The sequence below is a fragment of the Oliverpabstia sp. genome (assembly GCF_022785585.1).
Classification (GTDB): domain Bacteria; phylum Bacillota; class Clostridia; order Lachnospirales; family Lachnospiraceae; genus Oliverpabstia; species Oliverpabstia intestinalis.
Window position 1 is genome coordinate 1 of the sequence record NZ_JALFPR010000169.1, and the last position, 17,689, is coordinate 17,689.

The following is a 17,689-nucleotide window of genomic DNA, read 5'->3' on the forward strand; positions in this document are numbered from 1 at the left end:
GTTACTGTTCACTCCGTGCCCAGCAACACGCTGCGCGATGCACAGAATTTATGCTAATCGCATAAATTCGCGCGATATGTCTCGGGTTTTCTGTGACCTTCGCTCACAAAAAACACCTCGCGGGATATTACCAGTGAACAGTAACTATTATTTTACTGCTCCGTTTACCACGCCGTTGATAATCTGTTTCTGACAGATCAGATAGAAGATCAAAATCGGCAGCAGTGCCAGCAGATAAGAGGCGAATGCCAGGTTATAATTAGTTCCGAACTGAGTCTGGAAGTTTAACTGCGCCAGTGGTAACGTATTTTTTCCTGTTCCGGACATGATAACCAGAGGTGTCATAACATCGTTCCAGGTACTCATAGCAGTCAGTACAGCAACGGTTGCATGCATTGGCTTCATGATCGGGAAAATGATATTCCAGTAAGTACTCCATGTAGTAGCGCCATCCACACGTGCTGCTTCTTCCAGTGCCAGTGGAATATTTTTCAGATAACCGGAATATAACAGGATATTCATTGGCATAAAGAATACCACATACAGTACGATAACACCAAAACGATTGGCAATTCCGATCTGCGCAGTCTGTTTTACCAGAGGCATCATCAGAATCGCAAACGGTACGAACATACCACTTACAATATACAGATACGCAAAATTATAAAACTTTTTATTTGCCATACTTCTTCCAATCGCATACCCCGCCAGAGAATGGATCAGAATAGCAAGGATCACGGTCACGATCGTAAGCAGTAAACTGTTCCCCAGAGAATGCCAGAAATCAGTTACCTTCATCGCTTCCGAAAAGTTCGCAAAACTCCAGGTTTTCGGAAATGCCAGTGCTCCGGCGATATCATTTGTCATCTCAGACGGCTGTTTGAACGCAATGATCACTGCCATATACAGAGGAAAAAACACGGTGAGACAGCCGATGATCAGTAAAATGGTAATCGGCCAGTTGACTTTTGCTGTCTGATTATTTGTTTTCTTACTCATTATAACTGTTCCTCCTTCTTACCCATTACTGTCATCTGGAATGCAGAGATTGCCACGATAACGACAAAGAAAAGAACCGCGTTGGCACTCTGGAAACCAAACTGTCCACCACTCATACCATTCTGGTAGATCAGGTAAGAGATGGACTCTGTACTCTGGGACGGACCACCTTTGGTCAATGCCATAATCTGGTCAAATACCATCAGGAAGTTTTTCATACACAGCACCATATTAATCGTAAAGAATGGAATAATCAGCGGAAATGTAAGGTCTTTGAACCTTCTCCATCCGGTGGCTCCATCGATCGCACCGGCTTCATACACATCTTCCGGCACGGTCTGCAGACCGGAAATATAGATGATGGTATTCATTGCAATTGCCTGCCATGCACCTACAATAACGATACCAAACCATGCAGTACTTTCTTTTGCCAGAATACTGGAACTCAGCCATTCGATTCCTGCTGCCTGACCAGCTACCGGAAGAATATAAGTAAAGAAGAAACTAAAAATATAACCGATAACCAGTCCACCAAGAATATTCGGGATGAAATAGATTCCTCTCAGCACCGTTTTTCCTTTAATTTTCGCATTCAGTCCCAGTGCCAGAAGCAGACTGATGACATTTACAATGATCGTACAAACAATTGCATATTTAAAAGTAAATAGGTAAGATCTTCCCACGCGGGCGTCGGTAAACAGATCTTTGTAGTTTCGAAGTCCGACAAAATCATAGGTTCCATATCCTTTGAAATTTGTAAAACTATAGATAAAACCTTTGATCAGCGGTAATGTGTTAAAACAGAAAAACAGCACCAGTACCGGAATGGTAATCAGGAGAAACGTGCGCTCTCTGTCGTTGGTTTTCCCTTTCTTATTCATCGTTCTTATCCCCTTTCCTAGTTGTTACTTCCGTTTTCTTTTTCGTAATCCTGTACTTTCTGAATCAGATCACGGTTGTAACGAACCCACTCAGTATCAAATTTCTTCAGGAATTTGTCGGTAGCATTTTCGCTGTCATCCAACAGATAGGTCTGAATCATCGCATCTACGGACATTTCACTGGGATAATGATGATCCTGATAGTCCACCAGTTTTCCTTCGTTGATGTATTCTTTCATACCATCCAGCATAGACGGCAGTTCGAAATCGCCTTTTTTACATGGCACGGCACTCTGATCATCAATGTATGACTGTACATTTTCATCTTCCATAAAGAAACGCAGTACTTCATATGCTTCTTCTTTGTGTTCGCAGTTTTTCATAATGGAAAACTGTAAGTCGTTACCGGAGTTTAACACATTTTCTTCTGCATTGTTGCTTGCCGGAAATACAAAGGAATCAATGTTCATATCCGGATTCACTGATTTGATCTGAGGAACGGCATAACTTCCGATCACAAACATCGCAGACTCACCTTTGGCAAATGCTGTACACGCATCGTTGTATCCGTATGCTGCCGGATTATCCTGGGCATATGCCAGAAGCGCTTTTTCTTTCTCTGCCACTTCTCTGTAATTATCGGTAAATGTGGTATTCCCTTTATTTACCTCCGAGCACACATCAGACGGAGCCAGATCTACAGCGATCGCATTCCACGGAGCCAGACAGGTCCAGGAATCTTTGAATCCAAAATACAGCGGCTGAATTCCTTCAGCTTCGATTCTTTCACACAAAGCAGTAAATTCATCCCATGTGGTTGGAATCGTCCAGCCATGTTCTTCAAACATATCCTTGTTGTAAAGGACACCGGCCGCATTGGCCATGTACGGCATTGCATAAACTCCGTCCATCGGCACATATTCCAGTTCTTTATCTGTCTCAAGATACGCTTCTTTAATATCATCGAGCCCGTCAAAATCCGAAATATCCATTAACATATCAGAATCAAGGAAATTAGAGTAGTTTACATCACCGCCGATTCCGATGATATCCGGATAATCCTCACGAATAAATCTTGTTTTTAAAATAGTCATGGCATCGTTCGGAGAATCGATAACCAGTTCTATATTGTCGTGTGTCTCATTGAATTTCTTTTCCAGCTCTTCAAATACATCTACGGCTTCCGGTTTGTACTGAACAACTTCAATTTTAACTTTTCCGTTTGTTTGTTCTTTTCCACATCCGGAAAGCATTGTTCCAACTGCCATCACGCCGGTCATTCCAAGACAAAGTGCTGCTTTTCCACGTCTTTTCATTTTCCATAATTCCTTTCCTTATTTATCCTATAAACCGTTATGAATTCTAGTTAGTTTTGTCTGGTTTTGCAACACGTTTACAAAAACACCAATATTTTGTACAATATTTTTCCTCGTTTTTTGTCTATTATATCCAAAAAATAATTTTATTATCCTTTCCAAATCACGTATAAATTATTGTTTTTTGTATAGAATGTTGGTAGTATCGGTTCTTTTCTTCTCCCATCAAAGATTTTCAGACAATTCACAGAGCAGCAACGTGAAAATAGTTTCATTTTAATGTTTTCCATACATACTCGTTGATTTTTTCTATAGATAGCTTATAATAAAAATAGTATTATTACTGATACTTGTTTATTTATGTGAAAGGAGCTTTTATGCAGACACTAACCCGCAAAGAAGAACAGATTATGCAGGCTGTATGGCAAATCGGTCACCCCTGTCTGATATCTGAGATTCTGAAAAAAGATGTAACATTGAAAAGAAATACTGTTGCACCCGGTATTATCACACTGACAAAAAAAGGATATCTGAAAGTAGATTCCATCGGTAAGTCCATGACACGCACCGGGAGAGCCTATGCACCACTCATAGATCAGCATGCATACAATGAACAGAAAAAACTGATTCAGTGTGTAGTAGACAGCCCGACAACAAAAGGCGGTATTTTGAATTATATTCAGTCACTGATTGATACCAATCAGGCAGACGACGCCTTCAAAACAGCTTTAAAAGAAAAGATTGAGAAATAGCAGTATTTAGTTTTATGAAAGAAGAAATAGAATATATACAAAAAAGAACCGACGATTTCTGATTTTGTTTTTTCAGAAAATACAAATCAGAAATCATCGGTTTTTCGTTTTATTACTTTACTTAGCGTAACTGTTCAACACTCTCACAGTTACTCCTGTTTTTAATGATGGAACAGACGGATACCGGTGAATGCCATTACCATATTGTACTTATCACAGCACTCAATCACGAGATCATCGCGGACAGATCCTCCAGGCTGAGCAATATAAGCAACACCACTTTTATGTGCACGTTCAATATTATCTGCAAACGGGAAAAACGCATCAGATCCCAGCGTAACACCTGTCAGCTGATCCAGCCATGCACGCTTCTCTTCTCTTGTGAATACTGCAGGTTTTTCGGTGAACGATCTCTCCCAGTTTCCATCACCGATCACATCCATGTATTCCTCACCCATATAAACATCAATCGCGTTATCACGTTCTGCACGGGTAATACCCTCTTTAAACGGCAGATTCAGTACCTGTGGACTCTGGCGCAGCCACCAGTTGTCTGCTTTCTGTCCGGCCAGACGGGTACAGTGTACACGGGACTGCTGTCCGGCGCCTACACCGATGGCCTGTCCGTCTTTTACGAAACATACAGAGTTAGACTGGGTGTATTTGAGGATGATCAGAGAAATCTTCATATCTCTCTTTGCCTCTTCGGTCAGTTCTTTGTTATTTGTCACCAGATTGGAAATCAGTTCATCATCAATTGCCAGTTCCTGTCTTCCCTGTTCAAAAGTAACACCAAACACTTCTTTATGTTCCAGTGGAGCCGGTACATAATCCGGATCAATCTGAATCACATTATAATTTCCTTTTTTCTTCTGAGACAGAATCTCCAGAGCTTCCGGTGTATAACCCGGTGCAATTACACCGTCAGATACCTCTCTCTTGATCAGCAGGGCGGTATCTTTGTCGCATACGTCAGACAGAGAAATAAAATCACCGAAAGAAGACATACGGTCTGCACCTCTTGCTCTTGCGTAAGCACAGGCAATCGGAGAGAAGTTTTTCCAGTCCATATCATCTACCCAGTAGATTTTTGCCAGTGTCTCACTTAACGGAAGTCCCACGGCAGCCCCTGCCGGGGATACATGTTTAAAAGAGGTTGCTGCCGCCAGACCGGTTGCCTGTTTCAGATTGGATACCAGCTGCCAGCCATTAAAAGCATCCAGAAAGTTAATGTATCCAGGCTTTCCGGAAAGCACTTTGATCGGAAGTTCCGATCCGTCATTCATATAGATTCTGGAAGGTTTCTGATTCGGGTTACATCCATACTTTAACTGTAATTCTTTCATTGTGCTTCTCCCTCTCTTATTTATTTTTATTTACAATTCTTGTCTCGCAGGTACCGTCTGCAATATCGATATAACGTACAAACAGAGATACTTTATTTTCTTCATTCAGGCTTTCCCATAACAGACCGGTAAATTCATCAATCTCATTCGGAATTGCCACAAGCTTCGGTTCTCCTTCAAAACTGGGCAGCGGATTGCCATCGCCCATATATGTATGAATAAAATGTCCTTCCCCTGCAAGTGCTGTTCCATAAGAGAATGTATAACGGTTACAGGAGTCCGGATTTCCATTATTGCTTTTTACGATAGACATTGCATAATCAAACGCTCCGTTTTCAATATGCATCACTCCGGAGATTCGAGGAGTGTAATTTGGTGCATCCGGTTCAAATTCTCTGGATGTCAGAGCCTGCTCAAATGTCAGCTGTCTGTCCATTCCCTCATAAATGGTATCTGTCTGGTCTCCGTTGGTCACGATGGTTTTATTGCCCAGCACACGTACCGGCGCATAGATAATAAGACTGGGATCCACCAGTTTGGAAGGATCAAAGGCCTGGGTACGGATTCCCTGTCCTTCTTCTACAAAGACACGGTTTCTGCTGTTTTCACTTCTTCCCATGATGAAATAGGCCGCAACTGCTTTCGTTCCGTCTGCAGATCTGCCAATTACAATTCCTCTTCCCGGGTATGAATTTCCTCTCAGTTCCTGTTCCAATGATATCATCTTCATGAACAATTCTCCTTTTGTCTTATGTTTTGATTTTACCATGATCCGGATCGGTATAGCGAATCTTCATAACGAAAATCACTATACCCGGCTTTTCCCGTTTTCTCCATACTACGCAGAAATTATGCTGAAAATGAAAAAAGCCTACAATCCGAGCTACACTGCCCAGACGGTCGGCTTCAAACCCTTATACTCCCCGTGGTAAACTCCACTTCCGTCAGTCATATAAGTTACTTCAAAAATAGCATTTATTTTTCTTTCTGTCAACCCTCTTTTTATAATTCCGCCCTTCAGCAAACAGTGTCTTTGTATTCCTTCTTCTCCTTTTTTATAAAAACTCCGTCACATGTTTTCTGTATCGTAACGGAAACATGTTTCTCTGGCATACCGGATTCTTCCTTTTTTCCACTGCAATCGTATAGAAAAATTCTTTCCACATCTGCGTATAAAGATCTTCCTGCTGTTCCGTCTGACAAAGCCGCTCCATCTCTTCTTCCCGGAACTTTGTAACATAAAACGGCTCATTTTTCGGATGGATCACCCCCAGGCCTCGCCTATCATCAATGATCATCCAGTCTTCCGATGGCATCCGGTCTGCAAAATGTTCTGCTACCAGTGCCACCACATTTCCCTTTGGCTCCATATGTGCAACATAAATCCCGGGGTCGATTCTCGTAAACCGCAAAATTTCCCGAAAAAAATGTCTTTCATTCGATACCTGTCGGCTCAGTTCAAAGATCTGCATCACCGATTCTTCTCTCAGACACTCGGTTACTTTCCCTCCCACAGCAAATCCTATCCTCAGAAAACGATAAATATCATCCAGCCGCCCCGGATCATTGCTCATAGCCGCCAGATAGACCTGATAATAGGCTTTTGCAGATATTTTGGTCCGAATTGATCGAACCACCTTGTGTGCCAGCTCCGGATCCACCTCCACATGAACATATTCCGTCAGAAGGTCCATCTGTTCCACCGGTTCGATTTCCAACCTGACATTCTGACTTCCTTTTTTTGCCTCCCATACCCGGTAGATACAGGTCATCATACTCTCAAAATCTTCTTTACAGGTAAAACAATACATTTCCGTTCCCTTTCTTCTCACGCCTGCACACCAAAATCTCCGAACAACGACATCTGATGATACTCCTGCTGATTCATCAGCTGCCAGTTTTCTTTATATTCTACACTGGTCAGCTGTTTGGTGATAAAATTCTCTTCCATCGGAATCCTGTACATCATCTTTCCGTTACAGGTGATAAAATAATGCGCTCTTTTTAAAACGACACCCATCTTTTTCAGATGGTCAAAGTCCAGACTTCCGTATCTCCTTGCGCGCACGATCCTGCCCGCTGATTTTGGTCCCACACCCGGAATCCGCAGGATCCGCTCATAAGATGCAGTATTGATCTCCACCGGAAAAAGTTCCAGATGCCGGAGTGCCCACTCACACTTTGGGTCAATCTGCTCGTTAAAATTCGGTCTCTGTTCTGACAATAATTCCTCCGCATGGAATCCATAAAACCGTAGCAGCCAGTCTGCCTGATAGAGACGGTGTTCCCTTAAAAGGGGAGGTTTTTCATCAATCCCCGGGAGATCCGGGTCTTCGTTCACAGGCACATAGGCAGAGAAAAATACTCTTTTAAGATCATACCTCTGATACAGGTTCTGCGTCATGCAAAGCAGATGGTAATCTGTCTCTGGTGTTGCCCCAATGATCATCTGTGTACTCTGTCCCGCAGATGCAAAGGGTCGTTTTTTCAATTTTTCATGTTCTTTTGTTGTAATCCGGTAAACGGAAGACTCTCCGATCCGATCCGTTTGATTTCCCGTAATTTTCCTCTGCTCTTCCGAAAAAATACTGTCCGTCAGATACCGATTGGATGTGCTCCGTTCCAGATACGCACTTTTCCCCTGTGCCAGTCGGTTCGCAGCAATCGTATCCGTCACCTTCGCCATCGGCTTTAATATTGTCTGATGAGACTTGTTAGGGGCAAGTTTTTTCATTCCCTCTGCTGTCGGCAGTTCCAGGTTGATACTCATACGATCTGCCAGATAACCGGCACGCATGATCAAGTCGTCTGGTGCCCCCGGAACTGCTTTTACATGAATATATCCGTTGAAATGATATTCAGTACGGAGAAGCTGCAGCGCCTCACATATCTTTTCCATCGTATATGCCGGATTCTTTTGTACTCCGGAACTGAGAAACAGCCCTTCGATATAGTTTCTTTTATAGAATTCCACTGTCAGCTCACACAGTTCCCTGGGGGTAAATGCAGTACGCTCTGTATCGTTCGATACCCTGTTTGCACAGTATTTGCAGTCATAAACACAATGGTTCGTCATCAGCACCTTTAATAGCGAGATACATCTGCCATCCGCTGAAAAACTGTGGCAGATTCCACAGGCTTTTGAATTGCCCAGAGATCCTTTCATACCCTTTCTGTCTACACCACTTGACGTACACGCAACATCATACTTTGCCGCATCTGCCAGAATCCGCAGTTTTTCCTGTATCGACAGCCCTTGTCTCAATTCCATTTCTTTCACCTCCATCATTTCTTTTATTATACACGAATATATGTTCGGTGTAAATCTTTTTTTCGAACATTTGTACGTATTATTGTTTCAGGTGTCTGCTGAGCCTGCCACCGAAAGCTCATTTCAGATACTAAGTACGAAAAAAAGAAAAACTTCTGTCAGCGCATTCGCCAACAGAAGTTTTTCTTTTTTCACTTGTTAATGAATTAATGTAATTGTTGAAAACAGAGATGCCAGTGTATTGGCAACTGTAGACATACTCTTAATAAAAATATCCAATGCCACGCCGACAACGTCTTTTCTTGTATCACCAACAGTGTCACCGGTAACTGCTGCTTTGTGAGCAGCCGATCCTTTCCCGTGCCCTTCAAGAGCTTCACTTTCAATGTATTTTTTCGCATTATCGAAAGCTCCACCGGAGTTACCCATAAACAGTGCACGCGGAATCGCCACGATTGTGGCACCGATCAGGATACCGCCTACAAACTGCACCCCAAAGACAAATCCGCCGATTACCGGGATACAAAGTGCCAGTACAGACGGTACTACCATTTTTTTCAAAGCCTGGTTTGCAGCCATACCGATCAGTTTATTATAATCCGGTTTTACTTTTCCTTCCAGTACACCGGGAGTGGAAAGCATCTTATCACCCTCATCGGCCATCAGTTTGGCTGACTCGATAGTGTTATCAGTGAGCATCGCAGAGAAATACTCGATCAGTGCACCACCGATCAGGCCACCGGCAACCACAATGAATGATGCAATATTTAATACCGGCTCTTCTCCTTTTGCTGTATAGTTTCCTACATAAGCCACAATCAGGGATACAGCTGCAAATGCAGCTGAACCAATAGCAAACCCTTTTCCGATCGCCGCTGTTGTATTGCCTACCGAATCCAGCTTGTCCGTGATGATACGGACTTTGTGTTCCAGATGACAGGATTCTGCCAGACCACCTGCATTGTCTGCGATTGGTCCGAAAGCATCGATGGATACCGTTGCGCCTACGAAAGAGAGCATACCCAGTGCAGAAATTGCTATTCCATAAGTTCCGCTGATTTTTCCGGAGATAAACAGGGCAATACCGATGATGAGGATAGGCAGTAAGGTGGAACGGGATCCGATCGCATCACCTTTTGTGATAACGAAAGCCTCGCCCTCGATTGCCATCTCTGCCAGTTTTTTCGTCGGCTTGTATTTGTCACTGGTATAATATTCTGTAATACTTCCGATCGCAATTCCGCTGACGATACCGAGGATACTTGAGATCCACGGAGATATCCATCCACAGACCATATCTTCATATAACGGAACATTTCCAAACATCATATACGAAGCAGCCAGACCCAGGATAACCGTAATTCCTGCTGAAATCCAGGTGGCAAGATTCAGTTCTCTTGACGGATCATCTCCCATCTTCCGTATAAATGCGTAACTCAGGCCGATCAGACATCCAATCAGGCCGACACCGGCAAGAATCACCGGGAAAATAATCATACGGATAAAGGTTTCATCAGATACATTCACGATTCCATTGATAAATAAGGTAACTGCAATCATAATAGAAGCTGCGATGGTTGCAACGAAGCTCTCCAGAAGATCTGAACAGTTACCTGCGATATCATTGACATTATCTCCGATAAAGTCTGCAATAACATTTGGCACACGACTGTCATCCTCCGGCATATCATGGCGAATCTTGGCAAGAATATCAGATGAAATATCTGCCGCCTTTGTGTAGTTACCACCTGCAACCCTGTTGAACATGGCTACGATTGAACATCCCAGAGAGTATGTAGTGATTCTCATGATGGAAGGATTGCACTCCAGGTTTGCCACCAGTCCGTGACCTGTTGCGTGAGGATTCACACCCCAGATGATCAGCACCAGCAACAATCCCAGCATACCAAATGCCTGTACAGCAATGCCACTGACACTTCCACCGCTCAATGCTACTTTTACGGTCTCTCCGATAGAAAGTGATTCTCTTGCCTTGTTTGCTGTACGTACATTGGCATAGGTGGCACTCTTCATACCAATGATACAGACCAGACTGCTCATCAGCCCGCCTAGCAGAAATGTGATTCCACTTGTGGCTTCCACAAACAGACTGAATACCAGAGCAATAATGACTCCTATGATTGCGATCACCTTAAACTCTGCTTTCAAAAATGTACCCGCACCACTCCGAATGATACCGGCCATCTCTACCATCTTGTCGTTTCCCTCTTTCAGTTTCTTTACTTTGTTGAAATTAAAAAGGACAAAAACGAGAGCAACTACTACGACAGCTAACATTGCGTACCAAATAACGGAACTATCCATAAGCTCCACCCCCATAAAATATATTTTTGCAAATTACCGCCTCATCCGGTAACGATTGCCCAAATAGCTTTATACTTTTTTACAAATAAAGGTTCTTTCCACCCCTGTTAATCGCCTTTATTTTCATGAATCGACCTTCTTCCCAATTTATCATCATATTATCATATTTTCTTATATTTTTCAATAGATTCTCTTTGTATTTTTATTTATTTTACACAATACTCTTTCTTTCTTCATTTGCATTTTATCGGTATTTTGTATATTTTTTATTGTGTATCTTTATTTTTCTTGTTATTATTTTTTTCAACCTTTTGCGTATATTACAGAGCAAAAGTATCTCTTGCCACATTGTCACTGTGTGTTTTCTGTAAACGAGATGACGTACGCCTTGTGAATTTTACTCGTTGCATTACATATCAATAATCGATCCAGTGGATCGATTTTGATTATCGCAGTGCTTGCCAAATCTGCATATATGCGATTTCTCTCGCTGCTCGCGTAAATCAAAAAAGACCCCGTGGTCTGAATCACTTCAGACCCTCGGGGTCCATCTTTACGTTTGGACACAATTCATGTTTTCACATGCTTTTATATAATTTTAAATTATTTCTGATTGATTGCTGCCTGTGCTGCTGCCAGTCTTGCGATCGGTACACGGAACGGTGAGCAGGAAACATAGTCCAGACCCAGTTTGTTGCAGAATTCTACAGAACTTGGATCTCCACCGTGTTCTCCACAGATACCTACATGCAGGCTTGGATTAACCGGTTTTCCTAATTTCAGAGCCATATCCATCAGTTTGCCAACACCTACCTGATCCAGTTTTGCAAATGGATCGTTTTCAAAGATCTTAGCATCATAGTAAGCATCCAGGAATTTACCAGCATCATCACGAGAGAAGCCGTATGTCATCTGTGTCAGGTCGTTTGTACCGAAGCAGAAGAAGTCAGCTTCTTTAGCGATCTCGTCTGCAGTCAGAGCTGCTCTCGGGATCTCAATCATGGTACCAACTTCATATGTCAGGTCGCTGCCAGCTGCTGCGATTTCTGCATCTGCTGTCTCAACAACAAATTTCTTAACATATTTCAGCTCTTTGATATCGCCTACCAGCGGAATCATGATTTCCGGTTTTACATTCCAGTCCGGATGAGCTTTCTTAACGTTGATAGCTGCACGGATAACTGCGCTTGTCTGCATCTTAGCGATTTCCGGATAAGTTACAGCCAGACGGCATCCACGATGACCCATCATCGGGTTGAACTCATGCAGAGAATCGATGATAGCTTTGATCTGCTCAACAGTTTTACCCTGAGCATCAGCCAGTTTCTTGATATCTTCTTCTTCAGTAGGAACGAACTCATGAAGCGGCGGATCCAGGAAACGGATAGTAACCGGGTTACCTTCCAGAGCTTCATACAGTTTTTCGAAGTCTCCCTGCTGTTCCGGAAGGATCTTAGCCAGAGCTGCTTCTCTTTCTTCTACTGTTTCAGCACAGATCATTTCACGGAATGCATCGATTCTGTTGCCTTCGAAGAACATATGCTCTGTACGGCAAAGACCAATACCTTCTGCACCCAGCTCACGAGCTTTTTTAGCATCTGCCGGAGTATCTGCGTTTGTACGAACTTTCATAGTTCTGTATTTGTCAGCCCATCCCATGATTCTTCCGAATTCACCTGCGATTGTAGCGTCTACAGTCGGGATGATACCGTCATAGATATTACCTGTGGAACCATCCAGAGAGATTGCATCTCCTTCATGGTATTCTTTTCCAGCCAGTGTAAATCTCTTGTTTTCTTCGTCCATTGTGATATCTCCACAACCGGATACACAACAGGTTCCCATACCACGGGCAACTACTGCTGCATGAGATGTCATACCACCACGAACTGTCAGGATACCCTGTGCAGATTTCATACCGGTGATATCTTCCGGAGATGTCTCCAGACGTACCAGAATAACTTTTTCTCCTCTTGCAGCCCATTCTACAGCGTCATCAGCTGTGAATACGATTTTACCACAAGCAGCTCCCGGTGAAGCTCCCAGAGCTTTTGCCATTGGAGTAGCAGCTTTCAGAGCAGCCGCATCAAACTGCGGATGAAGCAGAGTATCCAGGTTACGAGGATCGATCATTGCTACTGCTTCTTCTTCTGTTCTCATTCCTTCATCTACCAGATCACAAGCGATCTTCAGAGCAGCCTGAGCTGTTCTCTTACCGTTACGTGTCTGCAGCATGTACAGTTTACCATGTTCTACAGTAAACTCCATATCCTGCATATCTCTGTAGTGAGTTTCCAGAGTTTTGCAAACTTCTTTGAACTGTTTGAATGCTTCCGGGAACTTCTGTTCCATCTCGGAAATATGCATAGGTGTACGAACACCGGCAACTACGTCTTCACCCTGTGCATTTGTCAGGAATTCGCCGAACAGACCGTTGTTACCTGTTGCAGGGTCACGTGTGAATGCTACACCGGTACCACAGTCATCACCCATGTTACCGAATGCCATCATCTGTACGTTAACTGCTGTTCCCCAGGAATACGGAATATCGTTATCACGACGATATACGTTAGCACGTGGGTTATCCCAAGAACGGAATACAGCTTTGATAGCGCCCATCAGCTGTTCCTTCGGATCTGTCGGGAATTCAGCTCCGATTTTTTCTTTGTATTCAGCTTTGAACTGATTAGCCAGCTCTTTCAGATCTTCTGCTGTCAGTTCAACGTCCTGTTTTACGCCTCTGTCAGCTTTCATTTTGTCGATCAGCTCTTCGAAGTATTTTTTACCTACTTCCATAACTACGTCAGAGTACATCTGGATAAATCTTCTGTAGCAATCCCATGCCCAACGAGGATTTCCGGAATGAGCTGCCAGAACTTCTACTACTTCTTCATTCAGACCCAGGTTCAGGATAGTATCCATCATACCAGGCATGGATGCTCTTGCACCAGAACGAACGGAAACCAGAAGAGGATTTTCTTTGTCGCCGAATTTCTTTCCGGTGATCTCTTCCATTTTTGTGATGGATTCCATGATCTGAGCCATGATCTCATCATTAATTTTTCTTCCGTCTTCATAGTACTGAGTACAAGCTTCTGTTGTAATTGTGAAGCCCTGCGGTACCGGCAGTCCTAAGTTTGTCATTTCAGCAAGGTTAGCACCTTTTCCACCCAGAAGGTTTCTCATGGTAGCATTACCTTCAGTGAACATATAAACCCACTTTGTTGCCATTTAAACATTCCTCCTAAAAGTATATTAAATTTCCAAACATCTCCCACCAGGAAAAGCGGAAAACATTTTCACTCATGCAGTTCGCACTCGTATACAATAATTGTAATCAAAAAGCACATTATAGTCAAGTCAAACCGAAGAAAAAAGGAAAAATACCTTAAAAATCCTTCTGTTTTTTTCAGGATTTTCGGCACGTTATTTCTTTTTCATATCCAGTACCAGATGACGTGGCAGACCATTTACCATAATTGGCTGATAATCACCCTGAATTAACGGTTTTACATAGTCAATAAAGTCTTTTGTTACATAATTGCCTTCTTTGTTTACCCATTCTCTCGGCACCAGTTTTTCCTCATTGGCGATCCGGTGCACATCGTAGATTCCCGCAGATGACATGTACGGATCATCGGATACACGGTCTATTACCACCATATTTCCATTGTAACCTTCGTCTGCCGCTTTTACTGCTGCTCCGCCTACCATAAATGCTTCTTCGATATCTACTCTGGATGCCATATGAGAAGCACTTCTTTGCAGTGTAGAGAATTCTACGCTACGAGTCTTGCATCCGATCTCTGCACCCAGGAATCCGGCGAGATAAGCTGCTGTACCCTGTAACTGTTTGTGTCCGAATGCGTCTACATAATCTCCGCCACCGGACAGTTCGCACACATACCGTCCGTCAGCCAGTTTAATTCCTTCTGAAACTGCAATTACAATAGAGCTCTTCTTCTGCAGCAGTTCTTTTACTTTTGCCAGGAAATCGTCCACATCAAAAGCGATCTCCGGAAGATAGATCAGATCCGGTCCTTCACATTCCTCTGTTTTAGCAAGCGCTGCAGCTCCTGTAAGCCATCCTGCATTTCTTCCCATGATTTCCATAACGGTGATCATTTCTTTTTTGTATGTCAGCCCAAGTGCATCACGGATTACTTCTTTTGTGGAAGCCGCAATGTATTTTGCCGCACTTCCAAACCCAGGTGTATGATCCGTCAGAGCCAGATCGTTATCAATTGTTTTCGGCACACCGAGAAATTTTTGTTTATGTCCTTTTACGATGGCATAGTCGGAAAGTTTACGGATGGTATCCATGGAGTCGTTTCCTCCGATATATATAAAGGAATCAATCTCCAGCTTGTCCAAAATCTCAAAAATTCTGTCATATATCTCCATATTTTCATGAATTTCCGGGAGTTTATAACGACAGGATCCCAAAAAAGCGGACGGGGTTCTCTTTAACAGTTCAATATCCAGATCGGAATGGATCTGTGTGGACATATCCACATACTGTTCATCTAAAAGCCCCTGAACACCATGCAGCATACCATATACTTTGTCAAATCCTCTCTCGATTGCATTTTTATACACACCTGCCAAGCTTGAATTAATTACAGATGTCGGACCTCCGGACTGTCCTACGATTACATTTCTTTTTTTGCTGGCCATTGGCATCTCCTCCTATAAATATTTTGTACGATAATACTATAATCGTCATTATACTAAATTATTATTGTATTTTCAATATTTCTTTATATATATTTACCATTATTATAGGTTTCCCGTGTTTTCTTGTTGACCTTTTGTATAATACAGGTTATTCTTATACAAGATGTTTATACATTATTTATCCATAAAACATTATCAGATATTTTGTGAACCACGACAAATCGAGGAGGAAACATCTATGGAAGGTTTTGAAGTAACTAAAATCGGCAAACATATCTTTTGTATTCTGGATGCAGGAAATTCTTCTTTCTACATGATAGAAGGTGATGAAAAAGCGGCAGTCATCGATACCGGGATTACCACCGGAAAGAAAATCATGCCACTGCTCCGTGAACTCACGGACAAACCACTTCTTCTTGTGGTAACTCATGTACATTGGGATCACATCTACCATATGGATGAGTTTGAAGAAGTTTATATGTGTCACGACGAAAAAAAAATAGAGGAAACGACGCTGCGCACCCTGACTGCTGGAAGACTGAAACCCTGGGATGAGATTCACGATATTCACACAGACTCTGTAATTTCTCTTGGTGGAACAGAGCTTCGTATCTGTCAGGTCCCCGGACACACACCGGGAAGTATAGTTATTCTGGAAACCAGGGAGAATTACCTGTTCACAGGCGATGCGATCGGAAGCGGATGTGGAGTCTGGATGCAGATTCCAGGATCAACGGATCTTAAAACATATTACGACAGTCTGATTCATCTCATGCATTGGCTGGTTGACAACGGTGGACGGATGAAGTTCTTCGGCGGTCATCATATGCAAGCCTTCGAATCTGTTGCACATCCGGTTTATAATCCACTGGGTCTCGGTGTTCTGGCTGATATGATCGACCTGGTGGGTCAGGTACTTTCCGGTGAAATCCAGGGACGTCCAAGCAATGTTTCAAGAGTATTCACCCAGGAACCATTACTTTATGCTTCGTATGGACGCGCAGAAATGCAGTATCTTCTTTCACAGAAATAGGGAACACAGTTTTCGATGTTCCATCCGAAAAAACAACGATTTCATATAGACAGCGAGGGAATTACATGAAAGAAACAATCTATACCATTCCACTAAACGATGCTTTTCATGCAGAAGATGAATGTCCTTTCTGCAGATTAGAACGGGATGCCGAGCAGCACGCTCTGGAATTCATACTTGGCAAACAGTCTTCTTATATGGAGGATGATATCCGCATGGAGACTGACCGGATCGGTTTCTGTCGTCACCATTATAAAATGATGTATGATTTTGGCAATCGTCTCGGCTGTGGACTGATGCTCAGCACACATCTGAAAAAACTGAATGAAGAGATGACCAGACAGATAAAATCCTTTACTTCCGGCAAATCTACTCTGATGGGACGTCTGAAAAAGACAGACCTGAACCCGGATGCCCCGGAAACACCATTAGGACAATGGCTCTATGAAAAAGAACACAGCTGCTATGTCTGTGACCATTTTAATGCAACCTATCAGCGTTATCTGGATACTTTCTTTTATATGTATAAAAACAGCAAAGAATTCAAAGAACTTTTCAAAAACAGCAAAGGATTCTGTATGCATCACTTCCGTGACCTTGTGGAAGTCGGAGAAAAAAAACTGTCTGTCAAAGAAAAACAGGAGTTTTATCCGGTTCTTTTTTCTCTGATGGAAGAAAACATGAAGCGTCTTGAAGAAGAAGTTACCTGGTTTTGTGACAAACAGGACTACCTGAACCGCGACAAAGACTGGGGCAATTCCAAGGACAGCATCCAGCGTGCCATCCAGAAACTCGGCGGAGGCTATCCTGCAGACCCTGTGTTCAAAATTGATTACTGACCCTGTCTGTTTTCAAAAATCAATCTTTACCAAGCCTGACTATGAAAAAGAGGAAGTAAGGCAAACTTTCCACAGTATTGTCTTACTTCCTCTTTTTTATCACAACTCTATTTTTTTCTTTCTTTTTCCAAAATCAATCTTCTTTGACTTTAAAACTCCATCTTCTTAGCAAGATAAGCTCTCAGATCTTCGATCTTCACTCTTTCCTGCTCCATAGTGTCACGATCTCTGACTGTTACCGCTCCATCTG

The 17,689-nt window shown here is 42.8% G+C and carries 14 protein-coding genes and 1 riboswitch; of the genes, 3 read left to right on the forward strand and 11 right to left on the reverse strand.

Annotated features, from left to right (window positions below; translation table 11 throughout):
* Window positions 1–147: 147 nt before the first annotated feature.
* The 3 genes from MSA64_RS11520 to MSA64_RS11530 are packed head-to-tail and all read right to left on the reverse strand — an operon-like array spanning window position 148 to window position 3,196.
* Window positions 148–999 carry a carbohydrate ABC transporter permease gene (locus MSA64_RS11520; protein WP_022172552.1) on the reverse strand — a complete coding sequence of 284 codons (852 nt, stop codon included), beginning with the start codon at window positions 997–999 and terminating at the stop codon, window positions 148–150.
* Window positions 999–1,880 (reverse strand): carbohydrate ABC transporter permease, encoded by an 882-nt coding sequence (locus MSA64_RS11525; RefSeq protein WP_154431655.1) that lies wholly within the window; start codon window positions 1,878–1,880, stop codon window positions 999–1,001. Before MSA64_RS11525 ends, MSA64_RS11520 begins: the two co-directional genes overlap by 1 nt.
* A gap of 17 nt (window positions 1,881–1,897) precedes the next feature.
* Complete coding sequence (locus MSA64_RS11530; protein ID WP_277664280.1) at window positions 1,898–3,196, reverse strand: ABC transporter substrate-binding protein; 1,299 nt, start codon at window positions 3,194–3,196, stop codon at window positions 1,898–1,900.
* A gap of 377 nt (window positions 3,197–3,573) precedes the next feature.
* Between MSA64_RS11530 and MSA64_RS11535 the strand changes: the two genes are divergently transcribed.
* Entirely contained in the window at window positions 3,574–3,948 is a 375-nt protein-coding gene (locus MSA64_RS11535) for a BlaI/MecI/CopY family transcriptional regulator (RefSeq protein WP_022172555.1), read from the forward strand.
* Between the two features lie 161 nt (window positions 3,949–4,109).
* On the opposite strand, the gene MSA64_RS11540 is transcribed toward MSA64_RS11535, so the two are convergent.
* From MSA64_RS11540 to MSA64_RS11570, 7 genes are all read right to left on the reverse strand, one after another.
* Complete coding sequence (locus MSA64_RS11540) at window positions 4,110–5,294, reverse strand: phosphoribosylaminoimidazolecarboxamide formyltransferase (RefSeq protein ID WP_022172556.1); 1,185 nt, start codon at window positions 5,292–5,294, stop codon at window positions 4,110–4,112.
* A gap of 16 nt (window positions 5,295–5,310) precedes the next feature.
* A complete protein-coding gene (locus tag MSA64_RS11545) occupies window positions 5,311–6,024 on the reverse strand; it encodes an IMP cyclohydrolase (RefSeq protein WP_287891682.1) in 714 nt (237 codons plus the stop codon).
* A gap of 153 nt (window positions 6,025–6,177) precedes the next feature.
* A riboswitch (ZMP/ZTP riboswitch) is annotated at window positions 6,178–6,256 on the reverse strand.
* A 93-nt stretch (window positions 6,257–6,349) separates the two neighbouring features.
* Entirely contained in the window at window positions 6,350–7,105 is a 756-nt protein-coding gene (locus MSA64_RS11550; protein ID WP_154431658.1) for a TIGR03915 family putative DNA repair protein, read from the reverse strand.
* Window positions 7,106–7,122: 17 nt separating this feature from the next.
* The gene (locus tag MSA64_RS11555; protein WP_287891683.1) at window positions 7,123–8,565 is read right to left on the reverse strand and encodes a putative DNA modification/repair radical SAM protein; all 1,443 of its coding nucleotides are present in this window, start codon (window positions 8,563–8,565) and stop codon (window positions 7,123–7,125) included.
* A gap of 198 nt (window positions 8,566–8,763) precedes the next feature.
* Window positions 8,764–10,890, reverse strand: coding sequence for a sodium-translocating pyrophosphatase (locus tag MSA64_RS11560; protein WP_287891684.1), 2,127 nt, complete (start codon window positions 10,888–10,890; stop codon window positions 8,764–8,766).
* A gap of 603 nt (window positions 10,891–11,493) precedes the next feature.
* A complete protein-coding gene (gene ppdK / locus MSA64_RS11565) occupies window positions 11,494–14,121 on the reverse strand; it encodes a pyruvate, phosphate dikinase (RefSeq protein ID WP_287891685.1) in 2,628 nt (875 codons plus the stop codon).
* Window positions 14,122–14,316: 195 nt separating this feature from the next.
* Window positions 14,317–15,567 carry a 6-phosphofructokinase gene (locus MSA64_RS11570; RefSeq protein ID WP_129258049.1) on the reverse strand — a complete coding sequence of 417 codons (1,251 nt, stop codon included), beginning with the start codon at window positions 15,565–15,567 and terminating at the stop codon, window positions 14,317–14,319.
* 238 nt (window positions 15,568–15,805) lie between these two features.
* On the opposite strand from MSA64_RS11570, the gene MSA64_RS11575 reads away from it, so the two are divergent.
* Both MSA64_RS11575 and MSA64_RS11580 read left to right on the forward strand, forming a co-directional pair.
* Window positions 15,806–16,600 carry an MBL fold metallo-hydrolase gene (locus MSA64_RS11575; RefSeq protein WP_277664277.1) on the forward strand — a complete coding sequence of 265 codons (795 nt, stop codon included), beginning with the start codon at window positions 15,806–15,808 and terminating at the stop codon, window positions 16,598–16,600.
* A 65-nt stretch (window positions 16,601–16,665) separates the two neighbouring features.
* Window positions 16,666–17,439 carry a DUF6062 family protein gene (locus tag MSA64_RS11580; RefSeq protein ID WP_022172566.1) on the forward strand — a complete coding sequence of 258 codons (774 nt, stop codon included), beginning with the start codon at window positions 16,666–16,668 and terminating at the stop codon, window positions 17,437–17,439.
* 149 nt (window positions 17,440–17,588) lie between these two features.
* On the opposite strand, the gene MSA64_RS12135 is transcribed toward MSA64_RS11580, so the two are convergent.
* Window positions 17,589–17,689 (reverse strand): His/Gly/Thr/Pro-type tRNA ligase C-terminal domain-containing protein (locus MSA64_RS12135; protein WP_287891686.1); only part of this gene is annotated, 101 nt, incomplete at its 5' end.